Here is a 26,030-nt window from a genome sequence, read left to right on the forward strand (position 1 = left end):
ATACTATTAAACATTATTTTCGTTGCTGCAACAATTTCAACTTTCAATCAAACATATGCTTGCTGTAAATTTACGTTCGTTTAAAAGAAAATTAGCCATCCATCGCAAAACATACCGTAGCTTTCTAAATAAGATGGAAAAAACACCTGCGCCAAAAATTGATCAATTAACGCCCATTGTGGCGGCAGAAGTATGGCAGCAAGTTGATTGTACCTCATGTGCCAATTGTTGTAAAAAAATGACACCTACTTTTACTGCAAAAGATTTAAAGCGTATTGCAGCACATTTTAACCAAACTGTTGATGCATTTAAAGAACAGTGGTTGTTGAAAGATAAAAATAACGATTGGGTTAATGTAAAACAGCCTTGCCAGTTTTTAAATAAACAAACCAACATGTGCAGTATATACGAAGTTCGTCCGGCGGATTGTGCTGGGTTTCCACATTTATCAAAAAAGAAGTTTGAAGAATATGCTCATGTACACAAACAAAACTTAGATTACTGTCCGGCTACATTTTTAATGGTTCAAAAATTAAAAGATCGAGTAGCTACATTAACGCTTCACAAATAAACATCTTCAATATAAAAATATTGTGGGTTGCTGTTGGGTAAGATGGTGATGGCCAACACATCAAATTGAATGCGCTGCCATTGAGGGTATTGGTACAAATAAGCTTCAGAAGCATCAATAAGGTGTTTTATTTTTTTGGGTGTTACTTTCGTTTCAGGATGCCCAAATTTTAGGGTAGTAGTCGCTTTAATTTCAATAAAATGTAAACAGTTGTTGCGGTGGGCAATAATATCTACTTCTAAATTTTTATAACGCCAGTTTTGGTGAATGATGTTGTAGCCGTTGCTTGTAAACCAAGCAGCAGCAAGGTTTTCGCCTGTTTTTCCGGTTTCATTGTGGGTAGCCATAATTTCTAGTTATACAATCAGCAAATTATTCTTTATTTTCGCATCAAAGTTTACAAAAAAATGAAACAAAATAATAAAGTTATAGCGGTGGCCATTATCATGATTGTTGCGGCAGCGTTATCGAGAGTAGTGTTATACCCTGTGAGTTTTTCTCCACTAATTGCAATGTCTATTTTTGGCGGTGCTGTTATCAGCGATAAGCGTTTTTCATTGTTAATACCCATTGCAGCCATTTTTTTATCAGATGTTTTGTTTGAGGTATGTAATATTGCACCAGGGTTTTATGGCTGGTCGCAATTAGTAAACTATGCTTTATTAATTGGTATTACTTATTGTGGAAGTTACTTACAAAAAATAAATATCACAACTGTGGTGAGCTATGTTTTGGGTTCATGTGTAGGTTTTTATTTATTATCAAACACGGCCAACTTTTTTATTAGCAACCCGGTGTATAAAATGTACCCACAAACAGTTGCTGGTTATGTAGAAAATATGATTGCTGGCTTACCTTTCTTAAAAACGAGTTTGTTTGCAACAGCATGTTATGCAGCTGTATTTTTTGGTGCTTATGTACTTATGGCAAAAACTACTTTGGTTAAAAAAGCTGCTTAAGCCCTCCACTCATATTATTAAAAAAGCCAACAATTATTGTTGGCTTTTTTGTTTGTTATTTAAGCTATTTGGTTTTCTTCTTCGTACACTTTATCAATCAATAATTGTTTACCATCTGCAGCGGTGGTAGCCAATATATCGCAACGATTGTTATATGGGTTATCTGCATGGCCTTTTACCCAATGTATAGTGATGTTAAACTGTTGTGCTAGTACGTAATACTGTTTCCATAAATCAGCATTTTTTTTACCGCCTTTAAAATTGGTTTTTATCCAGGTGTTGAGCCAACCTTTGTTAATAGCGTTCACCACATACTGACTATCAGAAAAAATATGTACTGGTATATCTTTTTTGGTGATGCTTTGTAAACCAGCAATAATGGCCCATAATTCCATTCGGTTGTTGGTGGTATACCTAAAGCCCTGAGATAATTCTTTTTGGTGTGGTCCGTACAACAACAATACCCCATAACCACCTGGCCCTGGGTTGCCCCTAGCAGCACCATCTGTATATAATAATATTTTACTCATGCAACCTTTCTCAATGTTAAAAATGCCATCACTTATACTTGAAAAACACCCGATTTAAATTCAGCAATATCAGGGTTATGGTTGGCTGCAGCAATACCCTCACTAATCACTTGCCTTGTTTGAGCAGGGTCAATAATAGCATCTACCCACAAACGTGCCGCAGCATATTGTGCTTTGGTTTGTTGCACATATTTAGCTGTTATTTTATCTAAAATATTTTTTTCTTCTTCGGGTGTCACTTCTTGTCCTTTTGCCTTCATGGCACCTACTTGTATTTGTAACATGGTTTTAGCTGCTTGTTCGCCACCCATTACCGCAATTTTGGCGCCTGGCCAAGCATAAATAAAACGTGGATCGTAGGCCTTACCACACATGGCATAATTACCAGCTCCATATGAGTTACCAGTAATAATGGTAATTTTTGGCACTACAGAGTTTGCCACTGCGTTCACCAACTTAGCGCCATCTTTAATGATGCCGCTGTGTTCGCTGCGACTGCCTACCATAAAGCCTGTTACATCTTGCAAAAACACCAATGGTATTTTCTTTTGGTTGCAATTCATAATAAAACGAGCTGCTTTATCAGCACTATCGTTGTAAATAACACCACCTAATTGCATTTCGCCTTTTTTGCTTTTTACAATTAAGCGTTGGTTGGCTACAATGCCCACGGCCCAACCATCTACCCGAGCATAACCGCAGGTAATGGTTTTGCCATAATCTTTTTTAAATTCATCGAAACTATCAGCATCCACAATACAATTAATAACATCTAACACATCATAAGGTTTGCTGTTATCTGCAGCAATAACGCCATAAATATCAGTGGTGTTTTTTGCAGGTAACACAGGCGTTATTCTATCAAAACCTGCATTGGCTGGTTTACCTAGTTTGCTGATAATGCGTTTTACTTGGTCTAAACAAGCTTCTTCGGTATCAAATTGGTAATCAGCAATACCACTAATTTCATTATGTGTGCCTGCTCCTCCTAAGGTTTCTGCATCAATATCTTCACCAATAGCAGCTTTAACGAGGTAAGGACCTGCTAAAAAAATAGAGCCTGCACCTTTTACCATCAATGTTTCATCACTCATAATAGGCAAATACGCACCACCTGCCACACATGCACCTGTAACGGCTGCAATTTGGGTAATGCCCATTGCACTCATTTTGGCATTGTTTCTAAATATGCGACCGAAATGTTCTTTATCAGGAAAAATTTCATCTTGCATCGGTAAAAATACACCAGCACTATCTACAATATAAATGATGGGTAAGTGGTTTTCCATAGCAATTTCTTGCATGCGTAAATTCTTTTTACCCGTTATAGGAAACCAAGCACCAGCTTTTACAGTTTGGTCGTTGGCTACAATAATACATTGCCGGCCACTTACATAACCAATACCGCTAACGGTACCACCAGCAGGGCAACCGCCTTGTTCTTCATACATTTCAAAGCCAGCAAAAGCACCAATTTCAATAAACGGCGTATTAGGGTCACATAAATATGCAATGCGTTCCCTTGCTACCAACTTGTTTTTTTCTTTTTGTTTGGCTATGCTTTTTTTACCGCCACCTTCATAAATTTTTTCCAATTGACGTTGCACTTGGCTCCAAGCTAGTTTTTGTTCGTCTTCGTTTTTATTGAATTGAATATCCATTTGTAGTAATATTTAAAGTGGTAATATTTTTATAGTTTATCGTATCCATTGTGTTACTTCGGCAAGTGGTTTGCGTTTGGCATTGGTGCTTGGTGTAGCAATTTTGCCTATGTAAAAAAAGCCGAGTAATTGGTTGGGTGGTTCTATACCCAACAACGACCAAGCTGCTGGTTTGTAGGTAATACCTCCGGTGGTCCAGTAGCCACCTAACCCATAGGCATGTACTGATAAATGAAGGTTTTGCACAGCACAAGCTACGGCTTCAATATCTTCAATTTCAGGAATGTTTTTGGTGGTAGTGCGTACCATTTGTATAGCAATTACATGCGAAGCTTTTAAAGGATTTTGCAGTAGTTTTTGGTACCTGCTTTCTACGTAGTTATCACCGGCATTGTCTTTATAAAATTGGCTTTGGTGTTTTGCCAATACTTCGAGCCCCTTACCTGTAAAAACAGTAAAATGCCAAGGCTCGGTTTTACCATGGTTGGGCGCCCAGGTGGCATTGGTTAAAATTTGCTCAATAACAGCATCGTCAACGGTGGCACCTGCTTCAAATTGATCAGGAAAAATAGACCGCCTCGTAACAATAAGTTCATTAAATGCCTTTATAAAATCATGTTGCATGCGGCAAAGATAGCAGCAGAAGTATATTTATGTATCTATTTTTTGATGAACAAAACAACCCATCCATGCTGCACTATATATTTTCCTTAAAAGTGGTTCGTTAAATTTATAAGCAAGTGTTATCTTCGCCACTATACAACGTTGCTATAAGGCAACTTTATTTTGATTTTATACAGATACAAATTTTATGAGCAAAGAACTTACAAAAAGGGCCGACGATTACTCACAATGGTACAATGAGCTTGTGGTAAAAAGCCAATTGGCCGATCACTCAGCGGTGAGGGGTTGTATGGTTATTAAACCTTACGGCTATGCACTCTGGGAAAACATGAAAGACCAGCTAGACAAAATGTTTAAAGAAACCGGACATGTAAACGCCTATTTTCCTTTGTTTGTGCCCAAAAGTTTGTTTGAAGCAGAAGAAACCAATGCAGAAGGTTTTGCAAAAGAGTGTGCAGTGGTAACCCATTACCGTTTAAAAAGCGACCCTAACAATAAAGGCAAATTAATTGTTGACCCTGAGGCGAAGCTAGAAGAAGAATTAGTGGTACGGCCTACCAGCGAAGCCATTATTTGGAATACATATAAAGGCTGGATTCAATCTTACCGTGATTTGCCCATCCTCATTAACCAATGGGCCAATGTGGTACGTTGGGAAATGCGTACCCGTTTGTTTTTACGTACTGCGGAGTTTTTATGGCAAGAAGGTCATACAGCCCATGCTACTAAAGAAGAAGCTGTAGAAGAAACTGTAAAAATGCTTGATGTTTATGCCGATTTTGTAGAAGAATATATGGCCGTACCTGTAATTAAAGGTGTAAAAACAGCCAACGAACGTTTTGCAGGGGCTGAAGATACTTATTGTATTGAAGCACTTATGCAAGATGGTAAAGCCCTGCAAGCAGGTACTTCCCACTTTTTAGGACAAAATTTTGCCAAAGCTTTTGATGTAAAATTCAGCGATAAAAATAACAAGCAAGCGTATGTATGGGCAACCAGTTGGGGTGTATCTACCCGTTTAATTGGTGCGTTAATAATGGCTCATAGCGATGATCAAGGCTTAATGATGCCACCCAAAATTGCACCTATACAAGTGGTGATTGTACCTATTTATAAAGGCGACGATAGCAAACCAGTTATTGATGGTAAAGTAGCTACTTTGGTTGCTGAATTAAAAGCATTGGGCGTTCGTGTAAAGTACGATGATAGCGATAATGCACGACCAGGTTGGAAGTTTGCTGAGTACGAATTAAAAGGCGTACCTGTAAGAGTAGCCATGGGTTTACGTGACCTTGAAAATAATGTAGTAGAAGTAGCCCGTAGAGATACCAAAGCCAAAGAAACCGTTTCAATGGACGGATTAGCAACCTACTTACACCAATTATTGGCCACTATTCAACAGAATATGTACAACAACGCCTTAGCGTTTCGTAATGAACATATTACCCCTGTAGATAGTTGGGATGCGTTTATGGATGTGTTAGAAAATAAGGGTGGTTTTGTAGCAGCACATTGGGATGGTACGCCTGAAACAGAAGAAAAAATTAAAGAACTATCAAAAGCAACCATTCGTTGTATACCATTAAATAATGTAGCCGAAGCTGGTGTTTGTGTGTTAACGGGTAATCCGAGTACGCAAAGGGTGTTATTTGCTAGGGCTTATTAATGAATGATGAATGATGAATGCGGAATTATGAATGAGGAATGAGGAATGATGAATGAGGGGTAGGGGTTGTAGCGATTTTTTAAAATTATAGCCAGTATGCAAACCATTTTATTAAACATAACGCAATGGCTTACGCAGCACCAATTGCCTTGTTTGGTAAAAAGCACAATTGGGGTGGCATGCCCTAGTTGTGGGTTGCAACGCAGTGCCATTGCTTTGTTGCAAGGGCAGTGGTGGCAAAGTGTACAGTACTATCCAGCACTCATTCCTATTATCGTTTGGTTGTTATTGGTGGTTGTAAACCAGCGTTGGGCGGTGGTGCAACAGCAGTTGCTATTAAAATATGGATTGCTGTTCATTTTTAGCATAATCATATTATCTTACATTTATAAACTAACATTTTAAATTCCTTACTAATGGATCAACGAAATTATTTAACCCCCAACGATCAACCACAACTTAATTTACCCAATGCAACGGCCTCTTTGGTACTTGGTATTATTTCCATACTTGGTGGTTTTTGTTATGGTTTTGTAGGTGTTATTTGCGGTATTATTGGTTTAGTATTAGCCAATAAAGATCGTAGGTTGTACAACGATAACCCTGGCGTATATTCCCCAGCAAGTTTAAGTACTAGTAACTCTGGCAGAATATGCTCTATCATTGGGTTGGTTATTGGTGCTATTATTTTATTGATCATTATTTTTTATATCATATTTTTTGGTGCATTTTTTATGGAAGCCGTTCGCAACGGTGGTAAATATTAATATCGTCAATTCATTTAATAATAAAATAAGCACCTTTAGAGAGGTGCTTATTTGTTTTACCGATATTATTTATGTGGGGGGCTGTCAACAGTAGCGTATCAATCAGCAGCGGTGTCGGGCTATTCGCTACAAGTCCTCACCCTCGTACCTCGGGTTCCGGGCTATCCGCTGCTATCCCGAAGCCATTGGGCGGTTGTACTATTTTCAACTTTTACTATTTGTCTTGTTCGTGTTGAAACAACACAGCACAGCAATAAATTTGGCTCTTAAATTCAAGAAACTTGGCAGTAGTACACCTTGAACTTTGTCCTGTATAAAGTGAACTCACCCCTGCAAATAGTGAACTCAGTCCTGCAAACAGTGAACTGGGGCCTGCAAATAGTGAACGAGCCCCTGCAAACTGTGAACTCACCCCTGCAAATAGTGAACTCAGTCCTGCAAACAGTGAACGAGCTCCTGCAAACAATGAACTCACCCCTGTAAACCGTGAACTCACCCCTGCAAATAGTGAATAACATCCTGCAAAAAGTGAATTCGCCCCTGTAATAAATTATTCCTTAACAGCTTACTTCATTTTGGTCGGCTATTCAACAATGTAGCTCATATCTAACCCTTTGGTTAAATACTTGTAAAAGCAATTGCTTATCATTATTAATGGTATGATTTATGTAAAATTGCTCATAATAATGTAACTAATGTTAGTTAGTTAATTGTAATTTTATTTTTTTAACCCCATAACATACCCCCTAAATATGTTAGTAAACCACTATTTAATTACTATTGACCTCGAAGGTGCTAATGGCATTACCTCCTTTTATAATAAACTAAATGATTTGATGCTTAGTGAAGGATTTTCAAATAAAATAGTAGCAAAATCAGGCGACTCATACATTTTACCGCAAGGAAAATTTTATATTGAATCCGATAAAAATACAGTTGACATTTCTTTACTAGCTAAAAGAGTAGCAAGTAAATTATTGGTAAAAAATGCAGTGGTGGTTTCCCTCACCAATGATTTAATTTTCTATGGTCTTGAAAAATCTAGGCAAATTTTAAGGTCAGATATGTAGAAGCGATATACCAATGGTCGTTTCAACTGGTCATAACCAATTGTTGTAACTGCTCTTCAATTATCAATTACCAGTAATCTATTTGTTCTATTCTTTCGTTGCTAAGTAATTATAATCTTCCATCAACTTTTCTAAAAAGTCAACTGATGAAAGTCTTGATTCTATTTTAAGTACATCTTTTACTTTGTACTCAATTCTAATAGCCACGTTGTGGTTATTGTTTTTTCTAGCTTGGGTAATTACGGTTTTAATGGTATTAATATCGTTATCAGAAAGCTGCATTACCTGCGGAAAGCTCACTTGGTACGTGGCTTCATCTATCTCCATAAAAATAGTATCGTTAATATTCATGCTTGTTTTGGCATTTACAATAACGGTACCTGCCGCTAAATCGCCCAAGCGTTGACTGTTTTTTGTTGCTATAATTAGTATAACCACTGCAATTCCAAAAAAACAAGTGTACAATGCAAAAATGATAATCATAATGTGCGATGCGTAAATGTACCCGAAAAGAAAAGGCCACTCAAAAAACTTGGTGATCCACCGTAACATAAACTGTCCTAAAGTAGGTTCGCCACCATCTAAACTAATTACCCTGATACCCATTAATTTTTTACCAATCGTTTGTCCGTTCATCAACAACTCCGTTAGCAAAGAGTAAAACAACATTGGTACTGATATTAGTAAAATATCTAACCCCATATGCTCTCTAACGCCGAGGTTCATTACATCATACAACATGTACTTCCAAAAGTAGAGGTATGTCAATAACAAAATAAAATCAATAAAGTAGGCTACCAAACGTTTATGAAATGGGGCTATTTCAAAATCAAGGGCTACATTAAATGCGGTATTTATTTGTACAGATGCCATGTTATTTGCAATTTACCTACTTAGTTATTTTAAAGTACAAAAAGCATATTTTTTTATTAAATAAAAATACATGAAATTGTACCTACAAAATCATACCTACAACCTACGTTACTATTTTTATGAGGGAGGCGATGTTTATTAAGAAGAATGCTGAAAAGTGGAAAGCCTACCAACAGGAAGACCCATCAAACCCTGATGAAGCAGCCGAACGTTTCATTACTTTAATGGACGATTTGGCTTATGCTAAAACATTTTATCCTCGTAGTAAAGCTACATTATGGGTAAACGGACTAGCTGCTAGTGTATACCAAAAAATTTATATTAATAAAAAAGAAAAGTACAGTCGCATATTTAGTTTTTTTAAATATGAATTACCGCTAATTATTCGTCGCCATCATCGTACTTTTTTATTTACGTTTATATTGTTTGCTGTTTTTGTTGCCATTGGTGTATTTGCATCCATTCAAGATCCTGATTTTGTAAGAGGTATTTTGGGTGATGATTATGTACGCATGACGGAAGATAACATTGCCAAAGGTGATCCATTTGGTGTGTATAAAGATGATAGTAAGTTTAACATGTTTATCCGCATTGCTTTCAATAATATTAGGGTAGCATTTGTAACTTTTATTGGGGGCTTTACCTTGGGTATTTTAACCTTAAATTTATTGTGGAGCAACGGTTTATTGTTAGGTAGTTTTCAATACATATTTTTTGCCAACGGCCTCGGTATAAAATCTATTTTAGTGATTTGGATACATGGTACCATTGAAATATCATCTATTGTAATTGCAGGTGCAGCTGGTTTTATTTTAGCGAATGGTATTTTGTTCCCCGGTACATACAAACGTATGGAGTCATTTAAACGCAATGCAAAAGATGCTGCAAAAATTTTAATTTGTTTAATACCGTTTTTTATTGCTGCTGCATTTTTAGAAAGTTATATCACCCATTTAATGAGTGAAACTTACGACCGGGCACCCGGCGGTATGCCAGCATGGGTAAGTGTTTTAATATTATCAGCTTCAGCATTTTTAATTATTTGGTACTTTATTATTTGGCCTATTAAATTACATAACAAAGGTTTCTTTATTAAGAAAGAAGGTATAGTAGCCCGTTTAAATGAAGATGAAAAATAGCCTAACATTATTTATAACCTTTGTAGGGTTGTTGCTATTGCAAAATGTGCAAGCACAATCAAGTGAAACCATCACAACGATAGATTCTGTTTATAAAATAGATGAAATTACCAACTACAATGAACCTGATAGCGCCTACAACGATTTTGCTGAAGAAGTTATAGGTGATACCAGCGTTAGTTTTAATGAACGTATGGTTGATAAAGATTCACTCATTGCTTTAAAAAATAAACCGGCGTATAGTTGGCTTAAAAATATTGAAAAGCAGCTACGTAGTCAACAAGAGGAAGAAGCCTCATCTGTAAAACAAATACCTATAAAAGACACTGGCGGCGGTGGTTTTTTTGAAAATGTTTTTAACTCACTTTGGCTTAAAGGTATTTTGTGGAGTGCTGCTATTTTATTGGTATTGTATATCATTTACCAATTGTTTTTAAATAAAGGCATATTTCAACGCAGCTCTAAAAAGCTTGTTGAAGTTGTTGAAAAAGAGGTGGTGGAAGATTCTATGGAAAATGATTTTGATACCCTGTTAAACAAAGCATACCAAGCTGGTAATTTAAAAATGGCCATGCGTTATTTGTTTTTAAAAACCATTCAAACCCTGCATCAAAAAGAATTGATTCATTATACTGCTGATAAAACCAATGCCATTTATATGAGTGAGTTGCCTGCACAACATCGCAATCAATTTGCCAAATTAGCCATGTATTATGAATACGTTTGGTACGGTAATACACCCATTAGTAACGATGTGTTCAATCAAATTCAACAACAATATCAACAATTTTTAAATCAATTATAGGCTTGTATAAGTTTACTATACATATCATTATTTTTTTTGTGGTTGCTTTTTTAACCATCGGTTGTGGTAATAACAAAGCCAATATGCCTGATTTAAAGGAAACCTACGGCTATAAAGACAGTAGGCCTTTTGGTGCTGCAGTGGCATATTCAATTTTTAAAAATGCTTATACAGATAATAGCATCGAGTTAAGTCAAAAAGAGTTTGCTGAAAATTATTCATATACAGCAGATACTAATTCGTTGTACATTAACATCAGTCGTAATTATTATGTAAACAATGCCGATATTGATGCCCTGCTCAATTTTGTTGAAAAAGGTAATACTGCTTTTATTGCTGCTAATAAATTTGATACCTTATTACTGAATAGGCTGTATTGTAAACAAGTGAATTATAATGGTATTTATGGTTTCAGCAAACCTTCGTTCCAAAATAGTGTTACCACTTTTAATGATGCTATTAATTTATATGATGAAACCTATGGCTATTACTTTTATCCATTCGAAAATAATTTTTCGCAATTAAATGGATTATATGCAAGGGTAGTAGGTTACAACGCCTACAACAAAGCCAATTGTTTTGTATTTTTTTGGGGTAAAGGGCGTATATTTTTTCATTGCGAACCTCGTACGTTGAGCAATTATTTTTTGTTGCAAAAAAATAATTATTTGTACTTACAACAGTTTATAAAAATGTTTCCTGAAACGCCTAACTATATTTATTGGGATAATTATTATGTGGGCAAAAACTACGTTTCTAATAACGATAGTGATGGTTCAACCTTATCAACCATACTCAAATATCCAGCTTTAGCAAAAGCATTTTACATATTACTAGCGTTGTTGTTACTGTATTTATTTTTTAACAGTAAACGCAAACAACGTATTGTACCAATAATAAAACCGAACGAAAACAATAGTGTGGCTTTTGCAGAAGCTATTGCTGGTTTATATTTAGCAAAAAAAGACAATGATAATATTGCCGAAAAAATAATCACTTATTTTAAAGAACAAATTCGCAGCAAATATTTTATTCAAGTTCAATTGCAAGATGAACATTTTGCAGCAACATTGAGCAGAAAATCAGGTGTATCCATTGATATAACTACACCACTCATTAAAAAAATTCATCAAATTGAAAATACAATTAAGGTAACAGATGAACAACTGTTACAACTCAATCATCTTATTGAAACATTCCAAAAAAATCAATCATAATGGAAGATATTTTATTTCAAGAAACGAGTCCGGTAGCCGAACTCAATCAAAAGTTACAAATTATTCGTGCCGAAATTGGTAAAGTAATTGTAGGCCAACAACAAGTAGTTGATTTGTTATTAACTGGTTTGTTGTGCGATGGGCATTTGTTATTAGAGGGTGTGCCCGGGGTGGCCAAAACATTGGCGTCAAAATTATTGGCACATATTATTGATGTTAATTTTTCGAGGTTACAGTTTACGCCTGATTTAATGCCTGGTGATGTAATAGGTACTGCCGTTTTTAACCCAAAAGAAGGTAATTTTTATTTTAAAGCTGGTCCTATTTTTAGCAACATCGTTTTAATTGATGAAATTAACCGAGCACCAGCCAAAACCCAATCGGCCTTGTTTGAAGTAATGGAAGAGCGTCAAGTTACCGTAGACGGTTTTACGCATAAAATGGAATATCCGTTTTTGGTATTGGCTACCCAAAACCCTATTGAGCAAGAAGGTACATATCGTTTACCCGAAGCACAGCTCGATCGTTTCTTATTCAAAATTGAAATTGGTTACCCTACGTTAGAAGAAGAAATTACCATACTTACCCAACAGCAGGGCAAAACACAACAAGAGTTATTGCAACATGCTCATAAAATAATTTCTGCACAAGAAATAGCCGGTTACAGAGCATTGGTACAGCAAATCAACATCGATGCTAAATTGATTGCCTACATTGCCACCATTGTAAACGAAACCCGTAATAATGCAGCCTTGTATTTAGGTGCTTCAACAAGGGCATCGTTGGCATTACTAAAAGCGGCTAAAGCTACGGCAGCCCTTAATGGAAGAGATTTTGTAATACCTGAAGATGTACAAGCCATGGCACCGCATGTATTGCGCCATCGTATTATGTTAACACCCGAAAAAGAAATGGAAGGTGTAGCTCCTGATCAATTAATTGATAGCATTTTAAAATCTATTGAAGTACCTCGTTAATGAGTTTGTATAAAAAATATATAGGTAACTTATTTGTAACGCTGCGTTTTTATGTAGCCTTAAGCGCTTGCGCCTTGCTGTACGTAGTAGCTTATTTTGTACCTGCGCTTTTTGTTATAAGCAATATTGCACTCACTATTATCTTGCTCTTAGTTGCTACTGATTATATTGTTGTTTTTTTATTGTTTAAAGATCCACATGTAACCCGGCAAGTAAACGATCGGTTAAGTAATGGTGATACTCACACGGTGAGCATTGGCATTTTTAATAAGATGCCCTTCGTAATACAATTACAAATCATTGATGAGTTACCACAGCAGTTTCAAGAACGTAATTTTTTAATGCAACAAACTTTAGGTGCAAAGGAGAGGGGTACATTACAGTACCAAATTAAACCGCTGCAACGTGGCGTTTATCAGTTTGGCAACATCATTTTATTTATACAATCGCAACTTGGTTTTGTTGAACGTAAAACTTTGGTTGATGCTGCTATAAATGTTAAGGTATATCCATCGTTTACTAACTTAGGTAAACATGGTTTAATTTCTCAAACTACTATTAGCGAACATGGTAGCAAAGTGATGCGTAAAATAGGGCAGAGTATGGAGTTTGAGCAAATTAAAGAATATGTAATGGGTGATGATATTCGTACGATTAACTGGAAAGCTACTGCCCGTAAAGGTGGTATAATGGTCAATAATTATACGGATGAAAAATCGCAACAAGTATATTGTATTATTGATAAAGGTAGGCTCATGAAAATGCCTTTTGAGGGTATGACGTTGCTCGATTATGCCATTAATGCCACTTTAGCATTAACCAATACCTGTTTGCAAAAGCAAGATAAAATTGGGTTTATTAGTTTTTCTAATAAAATGGGTAGCGTTGTTGCAGCAGATAGAAAGCCCATACAAAGGGAAAATATTATGCAGGTGCTGTATAAAGAAAACACTGACTTTATGGAAAGTGATTTTGAAATGTTATACATGCAAGTGCGTAGCAAAATAAAGCAACGTAGCTTATTAATTTTATATACCAATTTTGAATCGCTTAATGGTTTAAAGCGACAATTGAATTACCTCCGCTCTATTGCAAAACACCATTTATTATTAGTGGTATTTTTTGAAAACACAGCCCTTACTGCATTATCGCAAGCTAAAGCTTTTAATATTGAAGATGTATATGTAAAAACCATTGCCGAAAAACTAGCTTATGAAAAACGAATGGTGGTGAAAGAATTGCAGCAATACGGTATTACTTCTATCATTAGTTCCCCCCAAAACTTAACCATAAATAGTATTAATAAATATTTGGATTTAAAGGCCAAGCAAGTATTATAAAAGTGCTTTTCAATTTATTAATTACTTTCGCAAAAAAACAAGTGGCAAGTAAAGGTTCATACTACGCAAAACACAAAGCAAAAATACATGGTACACCCGAGGAGCAAGCACAAAAACGTTTGCAACAAGTGGCTATTCATGAGCCTTTACGCAAAACTTTTGAAGAAGGTAAAGTATTGTTGATTGACAAACCCTTGCATTGGACATCGTTTGATGTGGTTAGAAAAATTCGTAATTCCATCAAAATAAAAAAAGTTGGTCATGCAGGTACTTTAGATCCCTTAGCAACTGGACTCCTCATTGTTTGCACAGGTAAGTTTACTAAAAAAATAAATGAATACATGGCTCAAGTAAAAGAGTATACAGGTGCTTTTACTTTAGGTGCTACTACGGCTACCTACGATAAAGAAAGTGATCCTGAAAATCAACAGCCTTTTGAACATATAACCGAACTACAAATTAAACAAGCCGCCCAGCAATTTGTAGGAGCTATTGAACAATTTCCGCCAGTATATGCTGCAATTAAGAAAGATGGCGTAGCACAATATGAACTAGCTAGGAGAGGTAAAGATGTTGATTTACAAGCAAGGCCCATTACCATTTACGAATTTGAAATTACAGCCGTTGCTTTGCCTGTTGTTCAATTTAGGGTTGCTTGTAGTACTGGCACTTATATTAGAAGCTTAGCACACGATATTGGACAGGCATTACAATGTGGTGCTTATTTAAGTGAATTACGTCGTACCAAAATTGGTGATTTTGATACTGCTAATGCTGTTACCTTAGATGCTTTTTTAGAACAATTAAAAGCGGATAATGAAGCAATGAATGTAGTAACCAATAATGAGGAAAATTAAATAACCCACTCAATAATATTATTTTCCCAAGCTGGTTGGTGTGGAGCGGTAATTTTAATGTAGTTATCGGTATAGCCTTCCATCATACCATTTTTATTTACACTTTCAAATAAAACTTTACGGGTTTCACCCATGTGCTGTTGGGTAAATGCTTGCATTTTTTCGTAACTGAGATTACGCAAAATTTTGTTGCGTTCGTGCCTTACTTGCATAGGTACCACAGGCTTTAATTCCAGTGCATGTGTATTATCCCTTTCACTATAAGTAAATACATGTAGGTATGAAATATCAAGTCCTCTTAAAAATTCAACAGTTTCAGCAAAGTGTTCATTGGTTTCGCCAGGAAAACCCACAATAACATCTACCCCAATACAACAGTGTGGCATTAAAAGTTTTATTAAGCCAACTTTTTCAGCATACAACGCTTTTTTATATCGCCTGCGCATAGCTGCCAATGTATGGTTACTACCACTCTGCAATGGTATGTGAAAGTGCGGCATAAAATGCTTGCTGTTCGCAACAAATTCAATAATCTCGTTACTTAATAAATTAGGCTCAATAGATGATATTCTGTATCGTTCTATATCGTCTAAGGCATCTAATTCTTTAATTAAATCAAAGAAATTTTCACCGTGTTTTTTACCACCAGTATAGCCTTTTCCAAAATCGCCTAAGTTAATACCCGTTAAAACAATTTCTTTAGCGCCACCAGTAGCAATTGATTTAACGTTTGCAATTACATTGTCAATAGCATCGCTTCTGCTTTTACCACGAGCCATTGGTATGGTGCAAAAACTACAGTTATAATCGCAACCATCTTGCACTTTTAAAAATATACGGGTACGTTCGTTAACAGAATGCGAAGGCACAAAAATGTTTACATCTTCCACATCGCAACTGCAAATTTTGGTGGCGTCGTTTTTGGTAATTTCTTTAAGGTGTTGCGCAATATTAAATTTTTCTGCAGCACCTAAAACCAAATCAACCCCAGGTATTTCAGCAATTTCTTTAGGCTTTAATTGAGCATAACAACCTGTAATAACCACCAATGCTTCAGGTGCTTTTCTTTGTATTTTTCTAACAATTTGTCGGCACTCTTTATCAGCATTTTCAGTTACAGAACAAGTGTTAATTACATACACATCCGCTACTTCATCGAAATCTCTTTTTTCAAAACCATCATTTTCGAGCATACGCCCTAATGCAGTGGTTTCACTGTAGTTGAGTTTGCAACCTAATGTATGTAAAGCAACTGTTTTTTGCATGGGTTGCAAATTTAGCTATTTTTTATTTGTAGCCTTACATACAAACGCTAAAAATTACTGTTTTGGCTGCAGTTGGTTGCTTAATTATTGTACATTGCGTCCGTGAAAAATAAAAATTTACCTTACTTAATATTGCTAGCGGCCGTTTTACTTTTCTTTTGGGTAAAAAAGAGCCAACGTGGTAAAAAAAATACCACTGCCGTTACTGTTGATGCTGTAACAACCGCTTATACCGATTTAAAAGAGGGCAAAACCAATATTGTATACAGCAAACATGCCACCTGCAGAATGGCCTGTAGGCATATTGATGAAGCTGAAGTAAAAGATATATTTGAAAAAGGTACCATTAATCTTAATAAAATTGAGAAAGATGATAGGGGCACCACTTACCCCGTAGAAGGTACAACGGTTGATGGTCAGCATGTTCGCATTGTATTTGCTCCACATGGTAACGAAGTAACGGTGGTAACTGTAATTGATTTAGATAAAGATTGGCCATGTGACTGTAAATAAGTCATCAATATTGTAATTAAATTATGATAAGTGCGTCGTAAATTGTGGCGATCGTTTAAGATCATTAACAATCGTTTTTTACGATTTTAAAAGTGCATTTTTGAAATGAAAATAAAATCATTTTTGGCAAAACCCTTTGCCAACTACATATACAAGCAAATAAAAAAAGGCATGGCAACTGCCGTTGCTGATCAAGAACAAATTTTTCAGCAACTTATAAAAAACGGCGGTAAAACTGTTTTTGGGAAAGATCATCAATTTGATACCATTAAAACCCCTGCTGATTTTGCGAAGCTAGTACCCATTAGAGATTATGAAGCTTTTACGCCATACATCAACAAAATAAAAGAAGGCAAACACAATATTTTGTGGAAAGGTCAACCCATTTATTTTGCTAAAACCAGCGGTACTACTAGTGGTGTAAAGTATATACCTATCACGAAAGATTCAATTCCTAACCACATTAACACTGCTCGTAATGCATTGTTGTGTTATATGGTTGAAACTGGTAATACCAAATTTGCTGATGGTAAACTCATTTTTTTAAGTGGTTCACCAACATTAGAAAGAGTAGGAGGCATACCAACAGGTCGTTTAAGCGGCATTGTAAACCATCATGTACCAAAATATTTACGCAGCAACCAATTACCATCATACGAAACCAATTGTATTGAAGACTGGGAAGAAAAGTTGGAAAAAATTGTTGATGAAACCATCAACGAAAACATGACACTCATTAGTGGTATACCACCTTGGGTGCAAATGTATTTTGATAAGCTACAAGAAAAATCTGGTAAAAAAATAAGTGAGTTGTTTCCCAACTTCAGTGTGATGGTGCAGGGTGGTGTAAACTATGAACCTTACAAAGCCAAGCTTATTGAAAGTATTGGTAAGCCAATTGATACCATTGAATTGTTTCCTGCAAGTGAAGGTTTTTTTGCTTTTCAAGATTCACAAAAAGAAAAAGGAATGTTACTCAATACCAACAGTGGTATTTTTTATGAATTTATTCCGGTGAATACGTTAGGTAATGAACAACCAACGAGGCTTACTTTAAAAGATGTAGTGGTTGGTGAAAACTATGCTTTAATCATTAGTAGCAATGCAGGTTTGTGGGCTTATAACATTGGTGATACGGTTAAGTTTGTTTCAACCAATCCGTATCGCATTATAGTAAGTGGTCGTATTAAACATTTTATTTCTGCTTTTGGTGAGCATGTAATTGTAGAAGAAGCTGAGGCGGCTATTTTAGCAGCTACAGCAGCCACAGGTGTACGCATCAATGAATTTACGGTGGCACCTTATGTAGCTGCTGATAAAGGCAAAAGTTACCACGAATGGTTTATTGAGTTTGAAGATTTACCCCTTAATATGGAGGCATTTGCACAAGCCATTGACGATGCATTGCGAACAAAAAATGTGTACTACGATGATTTAATAAAAGGTAATATTTTACAAGTACTGAAAATTACCCCCATACAAAAAGATGGTTTTAAACAATACATGAAAAGTGTGGGCAAGTTGGGCGGACAAAACAAAGTGCCTAAACTAAGTAATGATCGTACTATTGCCTCTGCATTAACGGCATTAAAGTATGTTTAAGCAACCATAATTCATTATTGCTTGAAAGAAAGACCACACTTATTAGTTGTATGCGGCCGCAACAAAAGGCGTAGCAGAACTGCTGAACACTTGTTTAAAAATGATGATCGTTTCAGTATACGCTCTGCAGGGTTAAGTTCAAAAAGCGCCAAAAAAATTACCGCTGCTGATATAATTTGGGCTGATGTAATTGTGGTGATGGAACCTGCACAAAAAATACACTTACAACAAATGTTTACACAGTTAGATGTACCACTTATTACTGTGTTACATATTCCTGATACGTATGAATTTATGGATGATGAACTCATTGAGTTATTGACTGATGGTATTAATGAAGTATGGCATCATCTATAATTATCTATAACTGGTTATCGTACTTTACAAGCATTATTTTAACCTGTAGAAAATTTTTTTACCTACTGTATCTTTTTTATTTATAGTTTTGCACCATAACTACTAAGCAAATGCTGTGTAACATTCAAACATATTGCCCAACACCTGAAACGATACTTGCTTTAAGTATGCGTACCGTTGGCATGAGTGTTACCAATGCTTTACCCCGACAAGAGAGATGATACCAATAGGGTTATGTTTCACCTAGCATGAAATTGATAATCCTAACCTTCACTTCACATACATTTTTAAACAATTTCAATTTTACATAGTTGAGCAACAATAGCATTATTGTACGTGCTGCTACTATTGCAGATGTACATTTTTCCAACACCATTACTGATGAAATGGCGGCTTCAGCAAAAGCCCGTGGCACTGGTATTGCCAAGCGAACCCCTGCTTATATTGAACAAAAAATAAAAGAAGGTAAAGCCGTGATAGCCGTAACTCCTCAAAACGAGTGGGTAGGTTTTTGTTATATTGAAGCTTGGGAACATGAACAATTTGTGGCCAATAGCGGTTTAATTGTAGCACCAGCCTATCGTAAAAGTGGTGTAGCCAAACGTATTAAATACTGCATTTTTGAGTTGAGTAGAAAAATGTATCCACAAGCAAAAATATTTGGGTTAACAACTGGTTTGGCCGTAATGAAAATAAATTCTGATTTAGGATACGAGCCAGTTACTTACAGCGAACTTACTAATGATGATGCGTTTTGGGCTGGTTGTAAAAGCTGTGTTAACTATGATATTTTAATGAGTAAAGATCGAAAAAATTGCATGTGTACTGCAATGTTGTACGACCCCAACGATCATTACGAGCCTGCGGAAACGCAACAATATTTTCAAAAAAAGAAGAAGGGTATTGAACGCCTCATGCGTTTGAAACAATGGAAATTATTGAAAAATATTTTTGATAAATCATCTGGCAATGGTGTGGGCATCACTAAGGCTTTTTTAAAATATTTCTAAAAAATTAACGATGTTAAATATGGAACAACACAGTTTACCAAGTGGTTCAAAAGTAGTGCTAGGTTTTAGCGGAGGGTTAGATACTACTTTTTGTGTAAAATATTTTATTGAAGAGAAAGGTTATGAAGTACATACCGTTATTGTAAATACTGGTGGCTTTACTACTACTGAGTTAGCTCAAATTGAACAACATGCGTATCAATTGGGCGTTACTTCACATACATGTATTGATGCTGTTAAAAATTATTACGACAGCATCATTAAATATTTAGTGTTTGGCAATTGCTTAAAAAATAATACATACCCTTTAAGCGTAAGTGCCGAAAGGTTGAGCCAAGCCTTGTGTATTGCCGAACACACAAAAAAGTTAAACGCTGATGCTGTAGCGCATGGCAGTACTGGCGCAGGTAATGATCAGGTAAGGTTCGATATGATTTTTAATATAATGATACCCGGTACTACCATTTTAACACCTATAAGAGATTTACAATTAAGTAGAACTGCTGAAATTAATTACCTCCAAAGTAAAGGGGTACAAATGAATGTTGAAAAAAGCAAATACTCCATCAACAAAGGCTTGTGGGGCACAAGTGTAGGTGGTGTTGAAACCCTTGAAAGTATGGGCATGTTACCGGAAAGTGCTTGGCCTACGCCTATTACCAAACATACTACCGAAACAGTTGCATTACATTTTGTAAAAGGCGAAATGGTAGCTGTAAACGATATAACTTTTGAGCACCCAAGCGATGCTATTCAATACTTACAACAACTAGCTGCGCCTTTTGGTATTGGTAGAGATATTCATGTTGGTGATACTATTATTGGTATTAAAGGTAGGGTTGGTTTTGAAGCTGCAGCTCCTATGCTAATTATTAAAGCACACCATGCTTTAGAAAAACATGTACTTACCAAATGGCAATTGAATTGGAAAGATCAATTAGCATTGTTTTATGGTAATTGGTTACACGAAGGACAAATACTTGACCCCGTAATGAGAGATATTGAAGCTTATTTTGAAAGTACACAACAACAAGTTACAGGCAAGGTGCTACTGCAATTGCTGCCACATCATTTTCAAATAATAGGTATTGAATCGGCCTTCGATTTAATGAGTGCCGAATTTGGAAAGTATGGTGAAATGAATACAGGTTACACCGGAGATGATGTACGTGGGTTTAGTAAAATATTTGGTAACCAAACAGCTATTTATCATCAAGTAAAAAACAGTGCACATGCTACCAAAAATTAAAGTAGGTATTGTGGGTGGCGCAGGCTATACAGCAGGCGAATTAATAAGAATATTATTACACCACCCTAATGTACAATTGCAGTGTATTCACAGTAAAAGCAATGCTGGTAAAGCTATTGCACAAGTGCATCAAGATTTAATTGGAGATACTGATTTGGTTTTTGATGCTACAATTAAAACTGATGTTGACGTTATTTTTTTATGCCTTGGTCATGGAGAATCAACACAATTTTTACAAGACAATGATATACCAGCTCCTTTAAAAATTATTGATTTAGCCAATGATTTTAGGTTGCCGCAACATAATCAATTTAATAATAGGTATTTCGTGTATGGCCTACCAGCACTGCATTACAACGAAATTGTAACTGCACAAAATATTGCTAACCCTGGTTGTTTTGCAACAGCTATTCAACTTGGTTTATTGCCATTGGCTAAAGCAAATGCTTTACCTACTTCCATTTATGTAACAGGTATTACGGGTGCTACTGGTGCCGGACAAGGCCTTGCCGAAACCAGTCATTTTAGCTGGCGTGCCAATAATATCCAAGCATATAAAACCTTAACACATCAACATCTTGTAGAAATTAATGCAAGCGTACAAGGGCTACAAACTGCCTCTGTTGTACCCCAAATTAATTTTGTGCCTTGGAGAGGCGATTTTACCAGAGGTATTTTTGTGAGCACCCAACTGCCATGTAGCATGGCTATTACTGAATTGTATCATATGTATGAGCAATTTTATGTGCAAGATCCTTTTGTGAAAATGAGTAAAAATGCTATTTCATTAAAGCAAGTGGTTAACACCAATAAATGTTTAATTCAAATTGAACAAATAGGTAATCAAATAGTGATACATACTGCAATAGATAATTTATTGAAGGGTGCTAGCGGACAAGCTGTGCAAAATATGAACCTCATGTTTGGTTTAGCTGCTACCACTGGGTTACAATTAAAAGCCAATTATTTTTAAAAGATACAAATATGAAATTATTTGATGTATATCCGCTTAACGATATTACCATTGAAAAGGCAGCAGGGGCTTATGTTTGGGATGATAAAGGAGCACAATATTTAGATTTATATGGTGGTCATGCGGTCATTTCTATTGGTCATACTCACCCACATTATGTGGAGCGACTCACCGCACAATTACATAAAGTTGGTTTTTATTCTAACTCTATTAAAATACCATTGCAAGTGCAATTAGCACAAAAGTTGGGGGCTGTTTCTGGTAAAACTGACTATCAATTATTTTTATGTAATTCAGGGGCAGAGGCCAATGAAAATGCCATGAAAGTAGCTTCGTTTTATAACGGACGAAAAAAAATCATTTCATTTACAAAGGCGTTTCATGGAAGAACATCTTTAGCGGTTGCTGCCACTGACAATCCTGCGATTATTGCTCCTGTAAATGAAACAGATAACATCGTTTTTTTACCATTTAATGATGTTGCAGCCTTGCAACAATATTTTGCTACTGATGGTGAAACCGTTGCTGCTGTTATTGTTGAAGGTATACAAGGTGTTGGTGGTATTAATGTTGCTACTGCTTCTTTTTTACAAGCTATTCGTAATTTATGTGATACCTACAATAGCATTTTTATTGCTGATAGTGTACAATGTGGGTACGGACGAACCGGTAAATTTTATGCCCATGATCACAGCGGTGTAGCAGCTGATATTTATACCATGGCCAAAGGCATGGGTAATGGTTTTCCGGTTGCTGGTGTAGCTATTGCACCCAAAATTGCTGCAAAACATTTTATGTTGGGTACTACATTTGGTGGTAACCATTTGGCTTGTGCAGCTGCTTTAGCAGTGCTTGAAGTAATGGAGCAAGAGCAGTTAATGCTTAACGCTACAAATATGGGTAAATATTTGATGGAGCAATTACAACAAATACCACAAATTGAAACAGTGAGAGGCGTTGGTTTGATGATAGGTATTGTTTTACCACCACATTTAAGTCATATAAAAAAGTTGTTGTTAGAAAAGTATAAAATTTTTACTGGCGAAGCCAAACCCAATATCATCAGGCTTTTACCTGCATTAAATATTACACAAAAAGAAGCAGACCTTTTTTTACAAGCATTAAAAGCGGCAGTAACTACTGCCTAATTTTTAACATTAAAAATGAATACCAGCTATTGAAACATTTTATTTCGGTACATGATGTTACTAACGTGAACGATATGGTGCAGTTAGCTATGCATTACAAACAACATCCATTTATTGATCAGCATTTGGGTGCAAACAAACGAATCGGATTACTCTTTTTAAACCCCAGTTTACGTACCCGTTTAAGTACTCAAATTGCCGCAAGTAACTTAGGTATGGAAGCCATAGTGTTTAATATAGATAAAGATGGCTGGGCTTTGGAGTTTGAGGAAGGGGCTATTATGAGCGGACATACCGTTGAACATATTAAGGATGCGGCACCTATACTAGGGCAATATTTTGATATACTTTGTATAAGAGCCTTCCCTGCATTGCAAAATAAACAAGATGATTATAGTGAACAAGTAATGAAAGCGTTTATGCAATATGCTGCGGTGCCTATTGTGAGTTTAGAAAGTGCCACATTGCACCCATTACAATCGCTTACAGATGTATTGACTATAAAAGAGCATTGGCATAAACCTACTAAACCTAAAGTGGTGTTAACTTGGGCGCCCCACATCAAAGCATTGCCGCAATGCGTTGCTAATTCGTTTTCGCAATGGATGACTCACTGGGGCGAAGCAGAATTTGTAATTGCACACCCCGAAGATTATGCTTTGGATGCTACTTTTACCAAAAGTGCCACCATCACCCACCATCAAGATGAAGCCTTACAAAACGCTGATTTTGTATATGTCAAAAATTGGAGCACTTACCATGATTACGGAAAAATTTATAGTAATGATCCTTCATGGATGTTAACTGAGCAAAAGTTACAACTTACCAATCAAGCTAAAGTAATGCATTGTTTGCCAGTGAGAAGAAATATTGAGTTAAGTGATGAAATATTAGACAGTAACGCAAGTTTAGTGAATACCCAAGCTGGTAACAGGGTTTGGGCAGCGCAAGCTGTATTATCAACCATTTTAAAAACATTATAATGCCATCATTATTCGTAATAAAAATTGGTGGAAATGTGTTGGATGATGCCACTGCTCTCCACTCATTTTTAGCAGATGTTGCAACCATTAACGCTCCTAAAATATTAGTACATGGCGGCGGAAAAATTGCTACACAAATAGGCAATCAATTAGGTATTACATCACAATATGTAGGTGGTAGGCGCATTACTGATGCTGCTACTATTCAATTAGTCACGATGGTGTATGGCGGCCTCATCAATAAACAACTTGTGGCACAATTGCAAAGTTTTGGTTGTAATGCCGTTGGGTTAACGGGTGCCGATGGTAACATTATGCCTGCTCAAAAACGCTCAGTTACTAATGTGGATTATGGTTTTGTAGGTGATGTATTGGTTCATGATGTTAATACTTCATTGCTACTTTCATTGATACAACAAGGCATAACACCAGTATTTGCACCATTAACGCATGATGGCGCTGCTCAAATACTCAATACAAATGCCGATACTATTGCTTCGGTATTGGCTGCTGCATTATCCACTCACTACAAAGTAAGATTAATGTATTGCTTTGAAAAAAATGGGGTATTACAAAATATTCATGATGATGAAAGTGTAGTGCCACTTATTACACCAACTATTTATCATCAAATGAAAACAGCAGGTTTGTTATTTGATGGTATGCTACCTAAAATTGATAATGCTTTTGCTGCTATTCAGCAAGGCGTACATGAGGTTTTAATTGGTCATGCCAGCAATATCATCCAAAATACAACCCATAATATTAAAGGTACTTTAATAACAACATCATGACCAACCTACTTTTTAATGATGCTGTATTGTTACTGAAACAATTAATTGCGACCCCTTCTTTTTCAAAAAATGAAAGTGGTACTGCTGCTATTATCCGTACTTTTTTGGAGCAACGTGGTATACCTTTTACAAGCATACAACATAACATTATTGCCCAAAATAAGTATTTTGATGCTGCGAAACCTACCATATTTCTCAATTCGCATCATGACACAGTAAAACCCAATGCAGGCTTCACTTTACATCCGTATGAGCCTATTGAAAATAATGGTAAATTATATGGCTTAGGTAGTAACGATGCTGGTGGTTGTTTGGTAAGTTTATTAGCTTGTTTTCTTCATTTTTATCATCAACAAGCATTGCCATTTAACCTAATTTTTGTTGCAAGTGCCGAAGAAGAAATTAGTGGCGTAAATGGTATAGAAGCAGTGTTACCCCATTTGCCTCGTATTGATATGGGTATTGTGGGTGAGCCTACCCAAATGCAAATGGCCGTAGCTGAAAGAGGGTTGATGGTGATAGATGCTGTTGCAACGGGTACTGCAGCCCATGCGGCACGTAAAGAAGGTGACAATGCTTTGTACAAAGCCATAAATGATATTCAATGGTTACAGCAGTATACTTTTGATAGGGTAAGTAATTTATTGGGAGCTACGTTTGCTACTGTAACTGTTATTAATACTGAAAATACACAACACAATATTGTACCAGCACATTGTCATTTTGTAATGGATGTTCGTGTTAATGAACTGTATACGTTCGATGAAATTTTACAACTGTTACGCAGTAATTTGCAAAGTACATTAACGCCTCGATCAACCCGTTTAAAATCAACTAGTATTGCACTAGAGCACCCCTTGGTACAAGCAGGTTTGGCAATGGGTAAAACCTATTATGGTTCGCCTACTACGTCAGATAAAGCTTTAATGCCTTTTCCAACTTTAAAAATGGGGCCAGGCGATAGTGCTCGAAGTCATACTGCTGATGAGTTTATTTATTTAGATGATATTCAGCAAGGCATAGCAGTATATATTCATTTATTGAACAATATCGTTCTATAATTCAAAACAGCATCTAAAC

General features: G+C 36.1%; 29 protein-coding genes. 22 read left to right on the forward strand and 7 right to left on the reverse strand.

The genetic code is table 11. The features are described 5' to 3' along the window. Positions 1-55 precede the first annotated feature (55 nt). Positions 56-571, forward strand: a complete 516-nt coding sequence (locus ACFOWM_RS13595; RefSeq protein ID WP_379711076.1) for a YkgJ family cysteine cluster protein — start codon at positions 56-58, stop codon at positions 569-571. Here the strand turns inward: ACFOWM_RS13595 and ACFOWM_RS13600 are convergent. Then, positions 562-918: a YraN family protein gene (locus ACFOWM_RS13600; RefSeq protein WP_379711078.1), complete on the reverse strand. Its 357-nt coding sequence runs from the start codon at positions 916-918 to the stop codon at positions 562-564. The genes ACFOWM_RS13595 and ACFOWM_RS13600 overlap by 10 nt on opposite strands. A gap of 60 nt (positions 919-978) precedes the next feature. Between ACFOWM_RS13600 and ACFOWM_RS13605 the strand changes: the two genes are divergently transcribed. Further along, positions 979-1,530, forward strand: coding sequence for a DUF6580 family putative transport protein (locus tag ACFOWM_RS13605; protein WP_379711080.1), 552 nt, complete (start codon positions 979-981; stop codon positions 1,528-1,530). 59 nt (positions 1,531-1,589) lie between these two features. Here ACFOWM_RS13605 and rnhA read toward each other — a convergent pair whose 3' ends face one another. The 3 genes from rnhA to ACFOWM_RS13620 are packed head-to-tail and all read right to left on the reverse strand — an operon-like array spanning position 1,590 to position 4,345. Further along, positions 1,590-2,060, reverse strand: a complete 471-nt coding sequence (rnhA, locus tag ACFOWM_RS13610; protein ID WP_379711082.1) for a ribonuclease HI — start codon at positions 2,058-2,060, stop codon at positions 1,590-1,592. Positions 2,061-2,092: 32 nt separating this feature from the next. Continuing rightward, a complete protein-coding gene (locus ACFOWM_RS13615; RefSeq protein ID WP_379711084.1) occupies positions 2,093-3,721 on the reverse strand; it encodes an acyl-CoA carboxylase subunit beta in 1,629 nt (542 codons plus the stop codon). A 36-nt stretch (positions 3,722-3,757) separates the two neighbouring features. Continuing rightward, complete coding sequence (locus tag ACFOWM_RS13620) at positions 3,758-4,345, reverse strand: nitroreductase family protein (RefSeq protein WP_379711086.1); 588 nt, start codon at positions 4,343-4,345, stop codon at positions 3,758-3,760. Between the two features lie 187 nt (positions 4,346-4,532). Between ACFOWM_RS13620 and proS the strand changes: the two genes are divergently transcribed. From proS to ACFOWM_RS13635, 3 genes are all read left to right on the forward strand, one after another. Next, on the forward strand, positions 4,533-6,011 hold the full coding sequence (gene proS, locus ACFOWM_RS13625) for a proline--tRNA ligase (RefSeq protein WP_379711088.1): 1,479 nt from the start codon (positions 4,533-4,535) through the stop codon (positions 6,009-6,011). 96 nt (positions 6,012-6,107) lie between these two features. Then, entirely contained in the window at positions 6,108-6,416 is a 309-nt protein-coding gene (locus tag ACFOWM_RS13630) for a DUF2752 domain-containing protein (protein WP_379711090.1), read from the forward strand. 11 nt (positions 6,417-6,427) lie between these two features. Next, positions 6,428-6,778 (forward strand): CCC motif membrane protein, encoded by a 351-nt coding sequence (locus tag ACFOWM_RS13635; protein ID WP_379711092.1) that lies wholly within the window; start codon positions 6,428-6,430, stop codon positions 6,776-6,778. Between the two features lie 214 nt (positions 6,779-6,992). Here the strand turns inward: ACFOWM_RS13635 and ACFOWM_RS13640 are convergent, their stop codons facing one another. Then, positions 6,993-7,274 carry a hypothetical protein gene (locus tag ACFOWM_RS13640; RefSeq protein ID WP_379711094.1) on the reverse strand — a complete coding sequence of 94 codons (282 nt, stop codon included), beginning with the start codon at positions 7,272-7,274 and terminating at the stop codon, positions 6,993-6,995. A 256-nt stretch (positions 7,275-7,530) separates the two neighbouring features. On the opposite strand from ACFOWM_RS13640, the gene ACFOWM_RS13645 reads away from it, so the two are divergent. After that, complete coding sequence (locus tag ACFOWM_RS13645) at positions 7,531-7,848, forward strand: hypothetical protein (RefSeq protein ID WP_379711096.1); 318 nt, start codon at positions 7,531-7,533, stop codon at positions 7,846-7,848. Positions 7,849-7,935: 87 nt separating this feature from the next. On the opposite strand, the gene ACFOWM_RS13650 is transcribed toward ACFOWM_RS13645, so the two are convergent. Beyond that, positions 7,936-8,721: an RDD family protein gene (locus ACFOWM_RS13650; protein WP_379711098.1), complete on the reverse strand. Its 786-nt coding sequence runs from the start codon at positions 8,719-8,721 to the stop codon at positions 7,936-7,938. A 131-nt stretch (positions 8,722-8,852) separates the two neighbouring features. Here ACFOWM_RS13650 and ACFOWM_RS13655 point away from each other — a divergent pair, with 131 nt between their 5' ends. From ACFOWM_RS13655 to truB, 6 genes are read left to right on the forward strand one after another with little or no spacing between them, the layout of a single operon-like run. Beyond that, positions 8,853-9,860: a stage II sporulation protein M gene (locus ACFOWM_RS13655; RefSeq protein WP_379711100.1), complete on the forward strand. Its 1,008-nt coding sequence runs from the start codon at positions 8,853-8,855 to the stop codon at positions 9,858-9,860. After that, positions 9,850-10,665 (forward strand): hypothetical protein, encoded by an 816-nt coding sequence (locus ACFOWM_RS13660; protein WP_379711102.1) that lies wholly within the window; start codon positions 9,850-9,852, stop codon positions 10,663-10,665. Before ACFOWM_RS13655 ends, ACFOWM_RS13660 begins: the two co-directional genes overlap by 11 nt. 2 nt (positions 10,666-10,667) lie before the next feature. After that, a complete protein-coding gene (locus ACFOWM_RS13665; RefSeq protein ID WP_379711104.1) occupies positions 10,668-11,882 on the forward strand; it encodes a DUF4350 domain-containing protein in 1,215 nt (404 codons plus the stop codon). Further along, positions 11,882-12,859, forward strand: coding sequence for an AAA family ATPase (locus ACFOWM_RS13670; RefSeq protein WP_379711106.1), 978 nt, complete (start codon positions 11,882-11,884; stop codon positions 12,857-12,859). The genes ACFOWM_RS13665 and ACFOWM_RS13670 overlap by 1 nt, the downstream gene beginning before the upstream one ends. After that, a complete protein-coding gene (locus tag ACFOWM_RS13675; RefSeq protein ID WP_379711108.1) occupies positions 12,859-14,199 on the forward strand; it encodes a DUF58 domain-containing protein in 1,341 nt (446 codons plus the stop codon). The genes ACFOWM_RS13670 and ACFOWM_RS13675 overlap by 1 nt, the downstream gene beginning before the upstream one ends. Before the next feature lie 41 nt (positions 14,200-14,240). Then, on the forward strand, positions 14,241-15,056 hold the full coding sequence (gene truB, locus ACFOWM_RS13680) for a tRNA pseudouridine(55) synthase TruB (protein ID WP_379711110.1): 816 nt from the start codon (positions 14,241-14,243) through the stop codon (positions 15,054-15,056). Here truB and mtaB read toward each other — a convergent pair. Beyond that, positions 15,053-16,321: a tRNA (N(6)-L-threonylcarbamoyladenosine(37)-C(2))-methylthiotransferase MtaB gene (gene mtaB / locus ACFOWM_RS13685; RefSeq protein WP_379711112.1), complete on the reverse strand. Its 1,269-nt coding sequence runs from the start codon at positions 16,319-16,321 to the stop codon at positions 15,053-15,055. The genes truB and mtaB overlap by 4 nt on opposite strands. A 102-nt stretch (positions 16,322-16,423) precedes the next feature. On the opposite strand from mtaB, the gene ACFOWM_RS13690 reads away from it, so the two are divergent. The 10 genes from ACFOWM_RS13690 to ACFOWM_RS13735 all read left to right on the forward strand — a co-directional run bounded on the left by ACFOWM_RS13690 (position 16,424) and on the right by ACFOWM_RS13735 (position 26,011). Then, entirely contained in the window at positions 16,424-16,834 is a 411-nt protein-coding gene (locus tag ACFOWM_RS13690; protein WP_379711114.1) for a DUF4258 domain-containing protein, read from the forward strand. Positions 16,835-16,939: 105 nt separating this feature from the next. Then, positions 16,940-18,436, forward strand: a complete 1,497-nt coding sequence (locus ACFOWM_RS13695) for a GH3 family domain-containing protein (protein ID WP_379711116.1) — start codon at positions 16,940-16,942, stop codon at positions 18,434-18,436. A gap of 21 nt (positions 18,437-18,457) precedes the next feature. After that, complete coding sequence (locus ACFOWM_RS13700) at positions 18,458-18,793, forward strand: hypothetical protein (protein ID WP_379711118.1); 336 nt, start codon at positions 18,458-18,460, stop codon at positions 18,791-18,793. Between the two features lie 311 nt (positions 18,794-19,104). Next, a complete protein-coding gene (locus tag ACFOWM_RS13705; RefSeq protein ID WP_379711120.1) occupies positions 19,105-19,803 on the forward strand; it encodes a GNAT family N-acetyltransferase in 699 nt (232 codons plus the stop codon). 19 nt (positions 19,804-19,822) lie between these two features. Next, positions 19,823-21,052: an argininosuccinate synthase gene (locus ACFOWM_RS13710; RefSeq protein WP_379711122.1), complete on the forward strand. Its 1,230-nt coding sequence runs from the start codon at positions 19,823-19,825 to the stop codon at positions 21,050-21,052. Next, positions 21,036-22,025: an N-acetyl-gamma-glutamyl-phosphate reductase gene (argC, locus tag ACFOWM_RS13715; RefSeq protein ID WP_379711124.1), complete on the forward strand. Its 990-nt coding sequence runs from the start codon at positions 21,036-21,038 to the stop codon at positions 22,023-22,025. The genes ACFOWM_RS13710 and argC overlap by 17 nt, the downstream gene beginning before the upstream one ends. 11 nt (positions 22,026-22,036) lie before the next feature. Further along, complete coding sequence (locus ACFOWM_RS13720) at positions 22,037-23,173, forward strand: aspartate aminotransferase family protein (protein ID WP_379711126.1); 1,137 nt, start codon at positions 22,037-22,039, stop codon at positions 23,171-23,173. A gap of 29 nt (positions 23,174-23,202) precedes the next feature. Next, complete coding sequence (locus ACFOWM_RS13725; RefSeq protein ID WP_379711128.1) at positions 23,203-24,156, forward strand: N-acetylornithine carbamoyltransferase; 954 nt, start codon at positions 23,203-23,205, stop codon at positions 24,154-24,156. After that, on the forward strand, positions 24,156-24,950 hold the full coding sequence (gene argB, locus ACFOWM_RS13730) for an acetylglutamate kinase (RefSeq protein WP_379711130.1): 795 nt from the start codon (positions 24,156-24,158) through the stop codon (positions 24,948-24,950). Before ACFOWM_RS13725 ends, argB begins: the two co-directional genes overlap by 1 nt. Beyond that, complete coding sequence (locus ACFOWM_RS13735) at positions 24,947-26,011, forward strand: M20 family metallo-hydrolase (RefSeq protein WP_379711132.1); 1,065 nt, start codon at positions 24,947-24,949, stop codon at positions 26,009-26,011. Before argB ends, ACFOWM_RS13735 begins: the two co-directional genes overlap by 4 nt. Positions 26,012-26,030 lie beyond the last annotated feature (19 nt).

Origin of the sequence: Ferruginibacter yonginensis, from assembly GCF_042651465.1 — a bacterium.
Taxonomy (GTDB): domain Bacteria; phylum Bacteroidota; class Bacteroidia; order Chitinophagales; family Chitinophagaceae; genus Ferruginibacter; species Ferruginibacter yonginensis.